We start from the raw sequence: 16,988 nt of genomic DNA, 5'->3' as shown, positions 1-16,988 counted from the left end.
CCATGCAGTTGCCGCAGAAAGAGAGCCGCCTGCCGGAAGAGAACGTCATCCCCCTGATCAACATCGTCTTTCTGCTGTTGATCTTCTTCATGATGGCCGGCATGTTCACCCGCCCCATGCCATTCGAGGTGGCGCTGCCGTTCAGCACCAGCCCGGAGGAGACCGCACCGGACGAATTGGTCGTGCTCTTGGGTGGGGAGGGGCAATTGGCCCTGAACAGCCGGGAGCTGGACTTGGCCGCGCTGCCCGCTGCGTTGCAGGACTGGCCGGAGGACCTGGCCGAGAAGGCCGTCCAGATCAAGGCGGACGGGGACGTGGCTGCGGGACGGTTGATGGCGGTGCTGGATGCGCTCCGGGACGCCGGTGCGGACCGGGTCGTCCTGCTGGCGCGGAGGGAGTCGCCGTGACCGGAGGACCGGACTGGCGGCATTGGCTGGTGGCCCTCACGCTGGCGGCGGTGATCCACGTCGGGGTGGCCTGGATGCTGCCGCGGGATCAGGAAGCGCCGGAGGAGCCGGAATTCGTCCAGGTGGCGGAGATCCGCCTGGCCGGCGGCGGGGTCCCGACGCCGCCGGTGCCCGAGCCTGAGCCTGAGCCCGAGCCCGAGCCCGAGCCCGAGCCCGAGCCTGAGCCCGAGCCTGAGCCTGAACCCGAGCCTGAACCCGAGCCTGAACCCGAGCCTGAACCCGAGCCTGAACCCGAGCCTGAACCCGAGCCTGAACCCGAGCCTGAGCCTGAACCCGAGCCTGAACCCGAGCCTGAACCCGAGCCTGAGCCTGAACCCCAGCCAGAGCCTGAGCCGGAGCAGGAACGTGAGGCGGTGGTCGAGGTCGACGAGGTCGTGGACGAGGAGCTCCCGCCGGATGAGGCCGGCACCCCGGGTGATCATGAGGAAGAGGTGATCGAGGTGGGCCAGGTGGGCGATGTGGACGACGCCTTCGCCGCCGAGGTCCGGGCCCGTCTGCAGACGGTCCAGCGCTACCCCCGCCAGGCGCAGCGCCGCCGGCTGGAGGGCACGGTCATGCTTTACTTTATGATGGACCGGGAGGGCGAGGTGCTGGAATGGCGTATCGTCGAGACTTCCGGGCAGCGCCTGCTGGATGACGAGGTGGAGGCCATGCGCGAGCGGGTGGACCTTCCCAGCGTGCCGGACGACATCCCCCATCAACGACTCGAGTGGCGGGTGCCGGTGGAGTTCCGGCTGCGCTAGCGCCATCGGGTGCGTTGCGTCCACGGTCCCTTGCCAAGTAAACCCGCTTGTATCAGGGTTACCCCCAGAGGGGGGAGCGCATGAACGATGCCAGCCACGACAATCAGGAGCGCCGCCAATTCTTTCGTATCGACGACACCCTGGCATTGAGCTGGGTGGCGGTGGCCCCGAACCGGATCGGGGCGGTGATGGAACAGCTGCGCCGGGAGGAGGACCTGGGCGTGGCGGCCGAGGAGACCTTCGCCGCGCTCAGTCGGCGCGCCGAGAAGCTGAGGCGGGTCCAGGAGCCGGAGATCCGGGCACTGTTCGAGCTGGTCGAGCAGCGTCTGGAAATGCTCGCGGACCGGATGCTGCACTGGGATCGGCGCAACACCCGCGCCGATCTTCAGCAGGTCAATCTCAGCGCCGGGGGCGTCGCCTTTCGCACCGTGCAGCCGGTGTTGGTGGGCGAATGCATGGTGATCCGGCTGGGCCTGCTGGAGATGCGGCGCACGGTGTTTGCGGGCGGGCGGGTGGTCCGCAGCCAGGAGGACGCGCCCGGCCAGTGGTGGGTGGCCGTCGCCTTTCAGCACATCCGCGAGGAGGATCAGCAGAAGGTGCTGCAATACACGCTGCATAAGCAGTCGCTGCAGATCAAAGCGCAACAGAAGCAGGGCGAGTGAGCCGGTAACGGCCCGGTGGCTGGATCAGCGCTTGCGCAGGTTCCGGCCCGGGGTTACGGTTATGCCCCCAAACGCCGGATTGCCTGGACCCGATGAACCTGAACTTCCTGGATTTTGAGCAACCGATCGCCGAGCTGGAGGCGAAGATCGAAGAGCTGCGTCACGTCGGCCACGACGCCGAGGTGAATATCAGCGAGGAGATCCAGCGGCTGCAGGAGAAGAGCCACGTCCTCACCGAGAAGATCTTTGCCAACCTGACCGCCTGGCAGATCGCCCAGCTGGCGCGGCACCCCAACCGCCCCTACGCACTGGATTACATCGACGGCCTGTTCGAAGAGTTCGAGGAGCTGCACGGGGATCGTACCTACGCCGATGATCCGGCCATCGTCGGCGGGGTCGCCCGTTTCGATGGCCGCCCGGTGATGGTGATCGGTCACCAGAAGGGCCGCGACACGCGCGAGAAGGTGCGGCGTAATTTCGGCATGCCCCGGCCCGAGGGCTACCGCAAGGCGTTGCGCCTGATGCGCATGGCCGAACGCTTCCAGCTCCCCATCTTCACCTTCATCGACACCCCCGGCGCCTACCCCGGTGTCGGCGCCGAGGAGCGTGGACAGAGTGAGGCCATCGCCCGCAACCTGGCGGCGATGGCCCGACTGCGCACGCCCATCATCTGCACGGTGACCGGCGAGGGGGGGTCCGGTGGCGCGCTGGCCATCGGCGTCGGGGACCGGCTGCTGATGCTGGGCTACAGCGTCTACTCGGTGATTTCACCGGAGGGCTGCGCCTCCATCCTCTGGAAGAGCGCCGAGCGGGCCTCCGACGCTGCGGAGGCGATGGGTATCACCGCGCACCGGCTGCACGAACTCGGCCTCAACGACCGGGTGGTGGAAGAGCCCCTGGGCGGCGCCCACCGTAACCCCGAGGCCATGATGGAGAGCCTGCGCGCGGAGCTGCGCGAGCAGTTGCAGGCGCTGGAGGGGCAGTCCACCGAGACCCTGCTGGCTGATCGCTACCAGCGAATGATGGCCTTCGGTCAGTTCCGCGAGTAACCCCCCGGGGCACGGCCCCGACCCGCCATGGCCCCGACCCCCGAACTGAGCCCCGAGACCCTGGCCCGGCACCTTGCGGTGCTTGGCCCTGCGTCGGGCTATTGCGTGGCCTATTCGGGGGGGCTGGACTCCACGGTCCTGCTGCATCTGATGGCCGCGCTCAGCGCGGCCCGCGAGCTGCCGTTGCGCGCGGTGCACATCCACCACGGGTTGCAGCCGCAGGCCGATGCCTGGGCCGAGCACTGCCGGCAGCAGGCCGCTGCCCTGGGGGTGGACTGCCTGGTCCTGCCGGTTGAGGTCCGGCGCGACAGCGGGGAGGGGCTGGAGGCCGCTGCCCGCCAGGCGCGCTACGCTGCCCTGGCGTCGCACCTGCAATCGGGCGAGGCCCTGCTCACCGCCCATCACGCCGACGACCAGGCGGAGACCGTCCTGCTGCACCTGCTGCGCGGCAGCGGCCCCCGCGGCCTGGCCGGAATGCGCGCGCAGCGGCCGCTGGGGCGCGGTCGGCTTTTGCGCCCGCTGCTCCCCTGGCCGCGCGAGCGGCTGCGCGCCTACGGCGACACCCACGCCCTGTGCTGGGTCGAGGACCCCAGCAACGCGCACGTCGCCCACGACCGTAACTGGCTGCGCCACACCCTCTGGCCGGTGCTGACGCAGCGCTGGCCCGACGCCAGTCGCCGCGTCGGCCGCGCCGCCGGCGAGCAGGCCGAGGCGGAGGCCCTGCTGCGTGAGCTGGCCGGGGAGGACCTGGCCCGCCACCCACCGGGGCCGGGGCTGGCGGTCTCTGTCCTTGCCCGACTCAGTCCGGCGCGGGCTCGCAACTTGGTCCGTCACTGGCTGCTGATGTCCGGCCTGCGGCCGCCCCCCCGCGCTCGCCTGGAGCAGGGGCTGGCCGACCTGATCCGGGCCGGCCGGGACCGGCAGCCGGTGCTTACCTGGCCGGAGGGGGAGCTGCGCCGTTACCGCGACCGGATTCACCGGCTCCCGGCCGGTGGGCCGCCACCCTGGCCCGGGCCAGATCGCGAGTGGGACCTGCGGGTGCCGCTGGTGGTCCCCGGTGTGGGGGTGTTGCGCCTGGTGCGCGCGGATGAGGGTATTGCGCCGTCATTGATCGGGGCCGAGGGCCTGAGCGTGGGGCGTCGTCGTCGCGGGGAGCGGTGCCAGTTGGCCCACGACCCGGGGCACCGTCCGTTGTCGAAGCGCTTTCAGGAGGCCGGGATCCCTCCCTGGGAGCGCGACCGCGTTCCGATTCTGCGCCGCGGCGAGGAGGTGGTCGCCATCGCCAACCTGGGTACCGCCAAGCGCTTCACGGCGAGGCCCGGCTACCGCCTGATCTGCGAGGAGCATGGCCCTGACGGCGGCTGAGGGTCTGGCCGGCGGGCGGGGGTGTCCGTCACGGGGACGCTGTGAATACATCCCTGTACGCTCGACGGCGGCCATCCCTGGCCGCCGACGCCCCGTGACGGACACCCCCGCCCGCCGGCCAGACCCTCAGCCGCCCCACCCACCGCCCCGGCGGTACCCCGGTGCCGGCGGTCGCTCTGAAGGGGCGCGCGCCGGTGTCCGTTGTGAATTGGCCCCCCTTCTGCTAATGTTTGCGCCCATCCAAGGCCAGCCCCGGCCGCCCACACTCATACCTCCGCGAAGCCCGTATGACCCGATACATTTTCATCACCGGCGGTGTCGTATCGTCCCTGGGAAAGGGCATCACCGCCGCTTCCCTGGGTACCATCCTGCAGGCCCGTGGCCTGAGTGTCTCCATGACCAAACTGGATCCCTACATCAATGTGGATCCGGGCACTATGAGCCCTTTCCAGCACGGCGAGGTCTACGTCACCGACGACGGCGCGGAGACCGACCTGGACCTGGGGCACTACGAGCGTTTCGTGCGCACCACCATGACCCGCAACAACAACTACACCACCGGCCGGATCTACGAATCCGTCATCCGCAAGGAGCGCCGGGGTGAGTATCTGGGCGGTACGGTGCAGGTCATCCCCCACATCACCGACGAGATCAAGCGCAGCATCCAGCAGGGTGCCGACGACGCGGACATCGCCCTGATCGAGATCGGCGGTACGGTGGGCGATATCGAATCGCTCCCCTTCCTGGAGGCCATCCGCCAGATGGGCGCCGAGCTCGGCCGTGGCCGTTGCCTGTTTATGCACCTCACCCTGGTGCCCTTCATCGGTGCCGCGGGCGAGATGAAGACCAAGCCCACCCAGCACTCGGTCAAGGAACTGCGCTCCATCGGCATCCAGCCCGATATCCTGGTCTGCCGGGCCAGTCAGCGCATCCCCGAGGAAGAGCGCCGCAAGATCGCCCTGTTCACCAACGTGGAGCCGCGGGCGGTGGTCTCCTGTCTGGACGTGGACAACATCTACAAGATCCCCGAGGTGCTGCACCGGCAGGGGCTGGACAACATCGTTGCGGAGAAGCTCGGTCTGGAGCTGCCGCCGGCCAGCCTGCAGGACTGGCAGCGGGTGGTGGAGGCCATGCAGAACCCCGAGGGCGAGGTCACCATCGCCATGGTGGGCAAGTACGTGGATCTCACCGATGCCTACATGTCGCTCAACGAGTCGCTGCGCCACGCGGGGATACAGACCCGGCACCGGGTCAATATCCGGTACATCGACTCCGAGGAGTTGGAACGCGAAGGGACCCACGCCTTGGACGGGGTGGACGCCGTCCTGGTGCCCGGTGGCTTCGGCGAGCGCGGCGTGGAGGGCAAGATCCTGGCGGCCCGCTACGCCCGGGAGCGCAAGGTGCCTTACCTGGGCATCTGCCTGGGGATGCAGGTGGCGGTCATCGAGTACGCCCGCAACGTCGCCGGGCTGGAGGGGGCCCACAGCACCGAATTCACCCGCCACCCCCACCATCCGGTCATCGGCCTGATCACCGAGTGGATGACCGACGAGGGCACCGTGGAGCAGCGTAGCGAGGACTCCGACCTGGGCGGCACCATGCGCCTGGGGGCCCAGCCCTGTCGGCTGACCGAGGGCTCGCTGGCCCGCCAGGTCTACGGCAAGGACGTGGTGGAGGAGCGCCACCGCCATCGCTACGAATTCAACAACCACTACCTGGAGGCGCTGGAGGCGGCCGGGCTGCGGTTCTCCGGCTGGTCCCACGACCGCAAACTGGTGGAAGTGGTGGAGCAGCCGGACCATCCCTGGTTTCTGGCCTGCCAGTTCCACCCGGAGTTCACCTCCACGCCCCGCGACGGCCATCCGCTGTTTGCCGCCTTCGTGCGTGCCGCCATCGCCCACAGGGGCTAAGGTACAGGCAGGGCTGAAAATACTCGCACCAACGTGACAGGGGACTGATAGCCATGGATCTTTGCGGTTTCCGGGTGGGTCTGGACAGGCCGCTGTTCCTCATCGCCGGTCCCTGCGTGGTCGAGTCCGAGCAACTGGCGCTGGACACGGCCGGGGCACTGGCGGAGATGACCGGTGAGCTGGGCATCCCGTTCATCTACAAGTCCTCCTTTGACAAGGCCAACCGCAGCTCCCACGAGAGCTATCGGGGCCCCGGTCTGGAGGCCGGGCTCCGGGTGCTGGAGCAGGTACGCCGCCAGATCGGCGTCCCGGTGATCACCGACGTGCACGAGGACACCCCGCTGGTCGAGGTGGCGTCGGTGGTGGACGTGCTCCAGACCCCGGCCTTCCTGTGCCGGCAGACCAATTTCATCCAGAACGTGGCCCGGCAGGGCCGGCCGGTGAATATCAAGAAGGGCCAATTCCTGGCCCCCTGGGACATGCGCCATGTGGTCGCCAAGGCCCGCGAGGCGGGCAACCAGCAGATCATGGTCTGCGAGCGGGGCGTCTCCTTTGGCTACAACAACCTGGTCTCGGACATGCGCGCCCTGGCAGTGATGCGCGAGACCGGGGCCCCGGTGGTGTTTGACGCCACCCACTCGGTGCAGTTGCCGGGCGGGCAGGGCAGTGCCTCGGGGGGGCAGCGGGAATTCGTCCCGGTACTGGCGCGGGCGGCGGTGGCCGCCGGCGTGGCCGGGCTGTTCATGGAGACCCACCCCGACCCGGACCAGGCGCTCTCCGACGGCCCCAACGCCTGGCCGCTGGAGCGCATGCGCGAGCTGCTGGAGACGCTCATGGAACTGGACCAGGTGGTCAAGGGGCGCGGCTTCACGGAACAGGGCCTTTAGCGCACCGTCGCCCGACAACATCGTATTTGTTCGTTTTTTGGAAGGGGAACCGATGGGGACCATCAAGCAGATCAAGGCACGTGAAATACTCGACTCGCGGGGCAATCCGACCGTTGAGGCGGATGTCATCCTCGATTCCGGCGTCATGGGCCGGGCGGCTGTGCCCTCCGGCGCCTCCACTGGCACCCGCGAGGCGGTGGAACTGCGCGACGGCGACGCCGGGCGCTACCTGGGCAAGGGGGTGCGCAAGGCGGTGGAGAACGTCAACACCGTAATCGCCGACGCCCTGTGCGGCATGGACGCCTCCGGCCAGCGGGCCCTGGATGATCGGATGCGGGAGCTGGACGGGACCGACAACAAGGGCAAGCTGGGTGCCAACGCCCTGCTGGCGGTCTCCCTGGCGGCCGCCCGCGCCACCGCTGCCGAGCGCGGGCAGTCATTGTTCCGCTACCTGAACCCCGAGGGGCCCTGGTCGCTGCCGGTACCGATGATGAACATTCTCAACGGCGGCGAGCATGCGGACAACAGCGTGGACATCCAGGAGTTCATGGTCATGCCCACGGGCTTCGACCGCTTCTCCGAGGCCCTGCGCTGTGGCACTGAGATCTTCCACGCCCTCAAGAAGGTGCTCCAGGACCGTGGCCTCAACACCGGGGTCGGGGATGAGGGCGGTTTCGCCCCCGATCTGCCCTCCAATGAGGCGGCGCTGGAGGTGATCCTGGAGGCGATCGACCGGGCCGGCTACAAGGCCGGTGAGAACGTCTGGCTGGCGCTGGACGCGGCCAGCTCCGAGTTCTACCAGGATGGGGTCTACCGCTTGGCCTCGGAGGGTCGGGAGTTTTCCGCCGAGGCGTTCGCCGACTACCTCGCCGATCTCTGTGCCCGCTACCCCATCCTCTCCATCGAGGACGGGATGGACGAGTCGGACTGGGTCGGCTGGAAGGCGCTGACCGATAAGCTTGGCGACCGGGTGCAGTTGGTGGGGGACGACCTGTTCGTGACCAACACCCGGATCCTCAAGCGCGGGATCGACGAGGGGGTGGGTAACTCCATCCTCATTAAGTTCAACCAGATCGGCACCCTCTCCGAGACCCTGGACGCCATCGCCATGGCCCACGAGGCCGGCTTCACCTCCGTGGTCTCCCACCGCTCCGGCGAGACCGAGGACACCACCATTGCCGACCTGGCGGTGGCCACCACCGCCACCCAGATCAAGACCGGTTCGCTGTCCCGCTCCGACCGGGTGGCCAAGTACAACCAGCTGCTGCGCATCGAGGAGGAGCTGGGCGAGCAGGCCGACTACCCGGGGCTGGCGGCCTTCCCGCAGCTTCGGCGCGGCTGACGCGCGGGGCGCGCCCCGTGAACCCTCATGCGTTGGGTGCTCGCCGGTCTCACCGCGCTGCTGCTGTGGCTCCAGGGGCTGCTCTGGTTCGGCGAGGGCGGTCTGAACGACGTCCGGGGGCTGAGCCGCAGTGTCGAGGCCCAGCGGGAGGAAGTGGACCGGCTGCGCCAGCGCAATCAGGCCCTGGAGGCCGAGGTCAACGACCTCAAGACCGGCCTGGAGGCGCTGGAGGAGCGGGCCCGCAGCGAGCTGGGTATGATCCGCGAGGGCGAGACCTTTTATCAGATCATTGAACGGGAGGATGACGCCCGGTGAGTGAACCACGGATCTGGGCGGTCCTGCCGGCGGCCGGTGTCGGCCGGCGTATGGGCGGACCGCTGCCCAAACAGTACCTGCCGCTGGCCGGGCGTCCGGTGATCGCCCGGACCCTGGATCGACTGCTGGCACTGCCGGCCGTGCACGGCGCCGTGGTGGCCCTCTCCCCCGAGGATAACCACTGGGATGCCCTGGGCTACCGACACCGGAAACCCGTGCACCGGGTGCCGGGTGGGGCGGAACGCAGCGATTCGGTCCAATCCGTTCTGCATTGGCTCGCCGAACAGGGGGGCACACGGGACTATGCCCTGGTGCATGACGCGGTGCGGCCCTGTGTCGGGATGGCGGAGCTGGAGCGGCTGATTGACCGCGCCCGGGACGAGCGCGGCGGCTTGCTCGCCTTTCCGGTGCGCGACACCCTCAAGAGGGACGACGGTGACGGCCACGTGGCCCGCACCGTGGACCGCGAGGGGCTGTGGCACGCCCTGACCCCTCAGCTCTTTCCGGTGATGGCATTGCGCGAGGCGCTGGCGAAGGCCGGCGAGGCCGGACTCACCATCACCGACGATGCCTCGGCCATGGAGGCGGTGGGCGGGCGCCCGCGCCTGATCCCGGGCGAGGCCACCAACATCAAGATCACCCGCCCGGCGGACCTGGCCCTTGCGGAGGCCATCCTGGTCGCCCAGGGCGGGACCGGCGCCTGACCCCCCCCCTGGTCGGCGACATGGACTCAAGGCGCGGAGGCAGACAGACATGATCCGGGTAGGACAGGGCTTTGATGCCCACCGGTTCGGCGAGCCCGGCACCCCCCTGATCCTGGGTGGGGTGCAGGTCCCCCATGAGCGTGGGCTGGCGGCCCACTCCGACGGCGACGTGCTGATGCACGCGGTCACCGATGGGCTCCTGGGTGCGGCCGGTGAGGGCGATCTGGGCACCCACTTTCCCGACTCAGACGATGCCTATAAAGGCATCGACAGCCGGATCCTGCTGCGCGACGCGCTGCAGCGGGTCCGGGCCGGTGGCTGGCGCGTGGTGAACGTCGACGCCACCCTGATCGCCCAGGCACCCCGCATGAACCCCCATGTGGGGGCCATGCGCGACCATCTGGCCGCCGACCTCGAGGTGGCGCCTTCGGCGGTAAACGTCAAGGCGACCACCACCGAGCGCATGGGGTTTCCGGGCCGGGGCGAGGGCATTGCCGCCATGGCGGTGGTGCTGATCGCCCGGGATGGTTTTTTTGAGCACTGAGCAAGCCGCGTCCCTGCCCCGCGCCTGGGGCCCCCCGCTGGGCACGGCGCGCCTCAAGGCCACCCCGGAGGACTTCCTGGTCGAGGAGCAGACCGGGCTCTGCCCTTGCGGCGACGGGGAGCACCTGTGGCTGTGGGTGGAAAAGCGGGGTCTGAACACCGCGCAGGTGGCCCGGGCGCTGGCCGAGGCCGCCGGCATCCACCCGCGGGCGGTCTCCTTTGCCGGCCTGAAGGACAAACACGCCCTGACCCGCCAGTGGTTCAGCCTGCAGTCGCCCGGTCGGTCGCTGCCCCTGGGCGTGGGGGAGGGGCCGATCCCGGGCGTGCGCATCCTGATCGCCCGGCGCCACCATCGAAAGCTGCGCACCGGGGCCCTCAAGGGCAACCGGTTCGTGCTGACCCTGCGGGACTGCGACGCCGATCCGGCGGCGGTGGCACAGCGCCTCTACCGCATCAGCACCCAGGGCGTGCCCAACTACTTCGGCCACCAGCGCTTCGGGCGTGGCGGCGGCAATCTGGCCCAGGCCTCGGCCTGGTTCGCCGGCGGGCGTCCGCCCCGCGACCGCAAGCTGCGCGGCCTGCTGCTCTCCAGCGTGCGGTCCGAGCTGTTCAATCGGGTGCTGGCGCGGCGGGTCGGGGAGGGCAGTTGGAACCGACTGTTGCCGGGCGAGGTGGCCATGCTCGATGGGCGCGGAGCGGTGTTCGAGACCGATCCGGCCGACCCCGCTCTGCCCGGGCGGTGTGCCCGTCTGGAGATCCACCCCACGGGGCCACTGGCGGGCGAGCGCGGGGTGCAGCCCGGCGGCGAGGTCGCGGCCCTGGAGCGGTCGGTATTGGCGGCCGAACCCCTCTGGCACCAGGGCCTGGCGCGGGCAAGGATGGAGGCGGCGCGCCGTGCGCTGCGCCTGCGGGTGGTCGATCTCGCCTGGCATTGGCCGGCGCCGGGCCGGCTCCAACTTAGTTTCCGGCTGCCTGCCGGGGCCTATGCCACCGTGGTGGTACGGGAGGTGTTGGAGTGTTGATTAACGCACGCAATTACACAAAAACCCAATTATAATAAGATGACTATACTGAAAGGCGTAGTCTTTTCTCGCCTTGAATGTTGGGGGGGCCGGGGTTTGAGCGATCTGGAGACGGGAGCGGGTACCGTCTGCCTGAGCGGCTTTCCGGCGGAGGAGGCGGAGCGGCTGACAGGCCTGCTCCAGGGTGCGGGCCTGCGGGTGACGCTCTGCACCCGCCGCTGCCGGGAGGGGGGCTGCGAGCGGGGCGAAGTCCCCGGGTGTGTGTTGCTGAACCTCGATGCCGACCCCGATTGCCTGGCAAGCCTGGACAGGGCGTTGGGGCCCGGGTCGGCTATTGCCCCGCTGGTGGCCCTGGTGCGGACGCCCGCGGTGGCGCCGGTGGTTCAGGCCCTGCGCCACGGTGCCTGGGACGTCCTGCGGGTCCCGGTGAGTGACCAACTGCTCCTGGACACGGTCTGCCACGCCGTGCAGGCCGGCCAGGCCCGGGTCCAGGAGCACCGGCGGCGCCAACGGCTCTGCACCCAAATGGCGCGGCTCACCCAGCGCGAGCAAGAGGTGTTCCGGGCACTGGCGCGGGGCGGGAGCCACCGTGACATTGCCCAGGGGCTGGGTATCAGTCCGCGGACATTGGAGGTCCACCGGGCCCGGCTGTACCGCAAGTTGCGCATTGAAACCTATACTGAATTGGTGCGTATGGCGGTCCTGGTCGGCGTACTGGATCGCTACCCATTGTTACCGGAGGTGGAACGGGCGCCCGGCGGGGCGCTGGATCGGCCATCATGAGCAGGGCGAGCGGGGGCCGGGAGGCGTTACCGGACGAGGTCTTTGTCCGGGCCATGGAGCAGTGCCCGGATCCCGTATTGATCACCGACACCCGCCTGGATTGGCCGGGCCCCACCGTGCTGTTCGTCAACGCCGCCTTCGAGGCCATGTCCGGCCATCGCCGGGACGAGATCATCGGGCAAAGCCCCCGCCTGCTCCAGGGACCGCGTACCGAGCGCAGCGTATTGCGCCGCCTTCGCCGTCAACTGGAGGCCGGTGAGGACTTTACCGGCGAGACGGTCAATTACCGGCGGAATGGCGAGGAGTACCAACTGGAGTGGCGCATCACCGCGCTGCGCGATGAGCAGGGCCGGACCACCCACTATCTGAGTATTCAGCGGGATGTCACCGAACGGCGCCGGGAGCGCCAGCGTGTGCGTGACTACGAACGGGAGCAGCGCCGGCGCCTGCGGTTACTCACCTTGTTGCACCGTGCCGCTGTCCTCGCCCACGACGCCCGGGACGATAACCGTGACGACGTACTGGTCCGGTTCGCTGCACTGCTGCCCACCTGCCTGCGAGAGCCGGCGCGCGCCGCGGCCCGCATCGTTTACAACGGCCGGGCCTACCCCTGTCCGGGCTTCCAGCCCCAGCCCCCACTGCACCGCCAACCGCTTCCGACCCTGCTGCCCGAGGACGGCTTCATCGAGCTGGTGCCCCGTCGTGGCTCAGGCGGTGGTCAACGGCCGCCGGAGGGGGATGAGCTCGACATCCTCAACGCCGTTCAGGAGGTACTTCGGCTCTACCTGATCTGCGTGGAGACGGAACAGGCGCAGCGCAATGGGCAGGCGCTGATTGGTCTGATCCGACGGCTCAGCACCGACCGCCGCGCAGCCGTGGAGCAGAAATGTGCGGTGCTGCTTGAGCAGGCCAGCCGCTGTCTGGGGGCCGACCTGGCGGTGGTGGCGCGCCGGCAGGCAGGGCAATGGACGGTGCTCCATGGCCACCCGGCCTCCCATCTGCCGGTGGCTACCGCACTGGATGTATCGCCTCTGCTGCCGCCGGGCTGCGGTGCGGTGGAGGACCTGCAGGCCGCGTCCAGCTGCGCCTGGTCGCAGGCCCCGCGCCACTGGCGCCTGGCGCATGGCGAGGAAGGCCCGGCCCTGCAGGCGGGCCTGCAGGCGCCGATCCTGGTCCAGGGCGAGGTGGAGGGGTACCTGGCCTTCTTCTGCACCCGCGCGCATTGCGCCGGTTGGTGTGCCATGGACGCGGAGAGCCTGCAGTTGCTCGCCCAATGGGTGGGTGATCAGTGGGCGGAGGCGGAGTATGAGGCCCGCAGCCGGGAGCAGCGCGAGGCGCTCAGTCATGTCTACCGCATCAGCCTGCTGGGGGAACTGACCTCCGGGCTGGCGCACGAACTCAACCAACCGTTGAGCGCGATCATCGCCTATGCGGACGCCGCGGCGGAGCAGTTGGAGGGGGCCCGCGCGACGCCCGGCGAGGTGCGCCGGTTGCTGGACAAGCTGATCGCCCAGGCCCAGCGGGCCAGCACCGTCATGCAGCGGGTACGCGCCTTCGCCCGCCGGGATCCGGGGCGGCCGCGGGAAGCATGCCGCACCCCTGCCGAGCTGGTGGCGGAGATCCGGGAGTTGATCGATATCGAACTGGATCGGGGCGGGGCGGCGTTGCGGCTGGATCTGCCTGACGTCTTGCCTGCCGTACAGGTGGATGCGGTCCAGATCCAGCAGGTGCTGCTCAATCTGATCCGGAACGCGGTGGATGCCATGCGGGAGAACGCAGCCGATCAGCCGAGAGGCGTCACGGTCAGTGCCACGGTCGACGGGGCGGGGGATGTGGTCTTCTCCGTCTGCGATACCGGGCCGGGAATGAGCGAGGCGGTGCGGGCAAATCTGTTCGTGCCCTTCTACACCACCAAACCGGATGGCATGGGGCTCGGGCTACCCATCAGTCAGTCCATTATAGAGGCCCACGGTGGTCGGCTCTGGGCCGGCGAGCCCGATGCGGGGAGTTGCCTCTGCTTCCAGTTGCCTGCGGCGCGGGTCAACCCTTGTACCCAATAATTGGCGGGGAATAAGGGTAAGCCTTTTGAGAGATATGGCGGGCCCCCATACCGGTACCGCCAACACTTCATTACATTGAGATCAACGGGTGCCGCTTGGCCGTGGGGCTGCTGCCGGGCCTTGGGTGGCCCCGTCCGATGGTTCGTGCCAGGGATCAATAATCGTTTAATGGATCATTATTCTGAATCTGATGCGACGGTATTTGTCGTTGATGACGATCACGCTGTCCGGGAGTCAATTTGCGATTTAATGCGCGCCCACGGTCTTTCGGTGCGGGGTTTCAGCGACGCGTGGACCTTTTTGGAGGCCGTGGATGAGCAAAGCCGCGGCTGTGTGGTGCTGGATGTGCGCATGCCCGGCCTCAGTGGTCTGGGGTTGCAGAAGGCCCTGAACGCCCGCGGGGTGGAACTCCCGGTGATTATCGTTACCGGGCATGGCGATGCCGAGACAGCGATCACGGCCATGAAGCACGGCGCGGTGGACTTCCTGTGCAAGCCCTTCCGGGGGGCGGAACTGCTCCGGAAGGTGCGTGAGGCGTTGGACGAGGACGCGGAACGGCGGGAGAGCCAGCGGCGCCGGGTGCTGATCCGCGAGCGCCTGGCGCGACTGAACCCCGGCGAGCGGGCGGTGCTGGAGGCGGTGGTGGAGGGCAAGCCCAACAAGGTGATCGCCCGTGAGCTGCACGTCAGTCTCTCCACCGTGGAGGCCCGGCGCCGGCGGATACGGGAAAAGCTCGGGACCGGCAACCTATCGGTGCTGGTGCGGATGGTGGACAGTGAACGGGTGGGCGGATGAGATGGCGGCGCGGTGATCGCTGGATGAGCCGGACTCGGTGACGACGGAGGATGGGATGGGACTGACCTTTCAGGAACCCTTGCTGGAGGCCCTGCCCGAGGCGGTGGTCTGGGTGCGCCCGGACGGCCGGATCGGCTACCTGAACCCCCGGGCGTCGCAACTGACCGGCTGGCCCGTGGCGAATGCCCGGGGCCAGCCCCTGGGCGCAGTCCTGCACTTGGAGGAGCAGGGGCAGCCGCTGCCACCGGAGGCGCTGGTGGCGCAGTGCCGGCAGCTCGGGCAGGCGGGGGAGCGCCACGCCCGCCTGCGGCGCCAGGATGGCGAGACCCTGGAGGTGGCACTGACCGGGGCCCCGATTCAGGACGGGGCCGGGCAGCCCCGCGGGGTCATCCTCTCGTTCCGCGACATCGGCGACTACCTGAAGATGGCCCGGCGGCTCACCTACGAGGCCAGCCACGATGGGCTGACCGGGTTGGTGAACCGCCGTGAGGCCCTTCGGCGGCTGGAGCGCATGGTGGCGTCGGCCGGGGAGCAGTGCTGTGAGCACGCCCTGTGCTACCTGGACCTGGATCGTTTCAAGGGCATCAACGATCTGGCCGGCCACGTGGCGGGTGACCGGGCGCTGGCCGAGGTGGCGGGCCGGCTGCTCGACTGTGTGCGCCAACGGGACACCGTGGCCCGGCTGGGCGGTGATGAGTTTCTGGTGCTGCTGGAGCATTGCCCGTTGCTCCAGGCCATCCGGGTGGCCCAGGTGATCCGCGCGGCCGTCCGGGACTATCGCTTCCACTGGCGGGGGCAGACGCTGGGGTTGGGGGTGAGCATCGGCCTGGTGCCGGTTCTCGGTCACGGCCCGGGTGCGGAGGCGCTGCTGGAGGTGGCCGACCAGGCCTGCTACGAGGCCAAGCGAAGCGGCGGCATAGGGATTCGGGTCCGGTCCGGGCGGGAGCGCTCAACGTGCCAGGCGCAGGAGGACATAGGCGGCCCCCGTGCCACCATCACTGGGTAGCGCCGAACAGAACCCCAACACCTCCTCCCGCTGGCGCAGCCAGTAATCGACCTTGCGCTTGAGTACCGGCCCCCGGTTGCTCGAACGGTTGCCCTTGCCGTGGATGATCCGCACACACCGGTGGCGTCCCCGGCGGCTCTCCTGCAGGAAGGCCGCCAGGGCCTGGCGGGCCTGGGTCGCCGTCATGCCGTGCAGGTCCAGGCAGGCGGTGGGCGGGAACTGGCCGCGCCGGAGCCGCCGCCGAACCCGCCGTTGCAGGCCCTCCCGAAAGTAGAGCAGCTCCTCGCCGGTCTCGATCTCGGCCGGGTCGGGCGGGTCCATCAGTTCATCCATCACCCGGCGCTCGTCCCGCTGCCGCTGCAGGGGGCGGGGCGGGGGCGGCGGTTTGCGGGCCGCCACCCGATTGTGCTGGAGTGGGCGGACCCCGGCCATCGCCCGGCGGAAGAGCCCGTCGTGGTTGTCGTGGTCGTTGCAACTCATGGCCGCCCTCAGTGACTGGATGTCGCGGTATACTCTCGGCCAATCCACCCTACAGCTACCGGCATACGCGACGGCGTTTCTATGATGCACATTCTGGTCAGCAATGACGATGGTTACCAGGCGCCCGGCATACTCGCCCTGGCCGAGGCCCTGTCCGAGATGGCGCGGGTGACCGTGGTGGCCCCGGAGCGGGACCGTAGCGGCGCGAGCAATTCGCTCACCCTGGACTATCCATTGCGCGTGCATGGCACCGGCCCGCACCGCTACCGGGTGGAGGGGACCCCCACCGACTGCGTCCACCTGGCCATCACCGGGCTGCTCAGCGAGGAGCCGGATATGGTGGTCTCCGGGATCAACGCCGGGGCCAACATGGGCGACGATGTCCTCTACAGCGGCACCGTGGCCGCGGCCACCGAGGGGCGTTTCCTGGGCCTGCCGGCCATTGCCATCTCCCTCAATGCCTTCGAGCCCCGGCACCTGGCCACGGCAGCCCGGGTGGCGCAGCTCATCGTTCAGCGCCTGAGCCGTGACCCGTTGCCCTCCGACACCATCCTCAATATCAACGTCCCCGACCTGCCCTGGCATGAGGTACAGGGCTGGGAGGCGACGCGCCTGGGTCGGCGCCACCGGGCCGAGCCAGTGGTGCGTGACGAGGACCCGCGCGGCCGGGCGATCTACTGGATCGGCCCGCCGGGTAGTGAGGAGGACGCCGGCCCCGGGACCGACTTCTATGCCGTACGCAACGGCTATGTCTCGGTGACCCCGATTCAGGTGGACCTGACGCGCTATACCGCGTTGGACCAGGTGGCCGGCTGGGTCAGCGGTCTGGGCCGGCCGGCCGAGGAGGGGCACTGA

General features: G+C 69.1%; 18 protein-coding genes. 17 read left to right on the top strand and 1 reads right to left on the bottom strand.

Annotation, left to right across the window (positions count from 1 at the left end; all coding sequences use genetic code 11):
• Window positions 1–2: 2 nt before the first annotated feature.
• From MLG_RS09385 to MLG_RS09310, 16 genes are all read left to right on the top strand, one after another.
• A complete protein-coding gene (locus tag MLG_RS09385) occupies window positions 3–407 on the top strand; it encodes an ExbD/TolR family protein (RefSeq protein ID WP_011629584.1) in 405 nt (134 codons plus the stop codon).
• Complete coding sequence (locus MLG_RS09380) at window positions 404–1,210, top strand: energy transducer TonB (protein ID WP_011629583.1); 807 nt, start codon at window positions 404–406, stop codon at window positions 1,208–1,210. Before MLG_RS09385 ends, MLG_RS09380 begins: the two co-directional genes overlap by 4 nt.
• Before the next feature lie 80 nt (window positions 1,211–1,290).
• Window positions 1,291–1,872, top strand: a complete 582-nt coding sequence (locus MLG_RS09375; RefSeq protein WP_011629582.1) for a PilZ domain-containing protein — start codon at window positions 1,291–1,293, stop codon at window positions 1,870–1,872.
• Between the two features lie 92 nt (window positions 1,873–1,964).
• Complete coding sequence (accA, locus tag MLG_RS09370) at window positions 1,965–2,921, top strand: acetyl-CoA carboxylase carboxyl transferase subunit alpha (RefSeq protein WP_011629581.1); 957 nt, start codon at window positions 1,965–1,967, stop codon at window positions 2,919–2,921.
• A 27-nt stretch (window positions 2,922–2,948) separates the two neighbouring features.
• Complete coding sequence (gene tilS / locus MLG_RS09365; RefSeq protein ID WP_011629580.1) at window positions 2,949–4,286, top strand: tRNA lysidine(34) synthetase TilS; 1,338 nt, start codon at window positions 2,949–2,951, stop codon at window positions 4,284–4,286.
• A 287-nt stretch (window positions 4,287–4,573) separates the two neighbouring features.
• Window positions 4,574–6,196, top strand: a complete 1,623-nt coding sequence (locus MLG_RS09360) for a CTP synthase (RefSeq protein ID WP_011629579.1) — start codon at window positions 4,574–4,576, stop codon at window positions 6,194–6,196.
• 53 nt (window positions 6,197–6,249) lie between these two features.
• Complete coding sequence (gene kdsA, locus MLG_RS09355; protein ID WP_011629578.1) at window positions 6,250–7,083, top strand: 3-deoxy-8-phosphooctulonate synthase; 834 nt, start codon at window positions 6,250–6,252, stop codon at window positions 7,081–7,083.
• A gap of 52 nt (window positions 7,084–7,135) precedes the next feature.
• Complete coding sequence (eno, locus tag MLG_RS09350) at window positions 7,136–8,425, top strand: phosphopyruvate hydratase (RefSeq protein WP_011629577.1); 1,290 nt, start codon at window positions 7,136–7,138, stop codon at window positions 8,423–8,425.
• Window positions 8,426–8,452: 27 nt separating this feature from the next.
• Window positions 8,453–8,740 carry a cell division protein FtsB gene (gene ftsB / locus MLG_RS09345; RefSeq protein WP_011629576.1) on the top strand — a complete coding sequence of 96 codons (288 nt, stop codon included), beginning with the start codon at window positions 8,453–8,455 and terminating at the stop codon, window positions 8,738–8,740.
• Entirely contained in the window at window positions 8,737–9,444 is a 708-nt protein-coding gene (gene ispD, locus MLG_RS09340) for a 2-C-methyl-D-erythritol 4-phosphate cytidylyltransferase (RefSeq protein WP_011629575.1), read from the top strand. The genes ftsB and ispD overlap by 4 nt, the downstream gene beginning before the upstream one ends.
• Window positions 9,445–9,493: 49 nt before the next feature.
• Window positions 9,494–9,988 (top strand): 2-C-methyl-D-erythritol 2,4-cyclodiphosphate synthase, encoded by a 495-nt coding sequence (gene ispF / locus MLG_RS09335; RefSeq protein WP_011629574.1) that lies wholly within the window; start codon window positions 9,494–9,496, stop codon window positions 9,986–9,988.
• The gene (truD, locus tag MLG_RS09330) at window positions 9,978–11,009 is read left to right on the top strand and encodes a tRNA pseudouridine(13) synthase TruD (RefSeq protein ID WP_011629573.1); all 1,032 of its coding nucleotides are present in this window, start codon (window positions 9,978–9,980) and stop codon (window positions 11,007–11,009) included. The genes ispF and truD overlap by 11 nt, the downstream gene beginning before the upstream one ends.
• A 96-nt stretch (window positions 11,010–11,105) precedes the next feature.
• Window positions 11,106–11,792, top strand: a complete 687-nt coding sequence (locus MLG_RS09325) for a response regulator transcription factor (RefSeq protein WP_011629572.1) — start codon at window positions 11,106–11,108, stop codon at window positions 11,790–11,792.
• Window positions 11,789–13,852: a sensor histidine kinase gene (locus MLG_RS15875; protein ID WP_011629571.1), complete on the top strand. Its 2,064-nt coding sequence runs from the start codon at window positions 11,789–11,791 to the stop codon at window positions 13,850–13,852. The genes MLG_RS09325 and MLG_RS15875 overlap by 4 nt, the downstream gene beginning before the upstream one ends.
• Window positions 13,853–14,020: 168 nt before the next feature.
• Window positions 14,021–14,647 (top strand): response regulator transcription factor, encoded by a 627-nt coding sequence (locus MLG_RS09315; protein WP_011629570.1) that lies wholly within the window; start codon window positions 14,021–14,023, stop codon window positions 14,645–14,647.
• 55 nt (window positions 14,648–14,702) lie between these two features.
• Window positions 14,703–15,653 (top strand): diguanylate cyclase domain-containing protein, encoded by a 951-nt coding sequence (locus MLG_RS09310; RefSeq protein ID WP_011629569.1) that lies wholly within the window; start codon window positions 14,703–14,705, stop codon window positions 15,651–15,653.
• On the opposite strand, the gene MLG_RS09305 is transcribed toward MLG_RS09310, so the two are convergent.
• The gene (locus MLG_RS09305; RefSeq protein ID WP_011629568.1) at window positions 15,597–16,133 is read right to left on the bottom strand and encodes a Smr/MutS family protein; all 537 of its coding nucleotides are present in this window, start codon (window positions 16,131–16,133) and stop codon (window positions 15,597–15,599) included. The genes MLG_RS09310 and MLG_RS09305 overlap by 57 nt on opposite strands.
• Before the next feature lie 84 nt (window positions 16,134–16,217).
• On the opposite strand from MLG_RS09305, the gene surE reads away from it, so the two are divergent.
• Complete coding sequence (gene surE, locus MLG_RS09300; protein ID WP_041718517.1) at window positions 16,218–16,988, top strand: 5'/3'-nucleotidase SurE; 771 nt, start codon at window positions 16,218–16,220, stop codon at window positions 16,986–16,988.

The sequence above is a fragment of the Alkalilimnicola ehrlichii MLHE-1 genome, from assembly GCF_000014785.1.
GTDB lineage: Bacteria > Pseudomonadota > Gammaproteobacteria > Nitrococcales > Halorhodospiraceae > Alkalilimnicola > Alkalilimnicola ehrlichii.
Note: the sequence above shows the minus strand (reverse complement) of the source record. Positions and strands in the feature narration are given on the sequence as shown.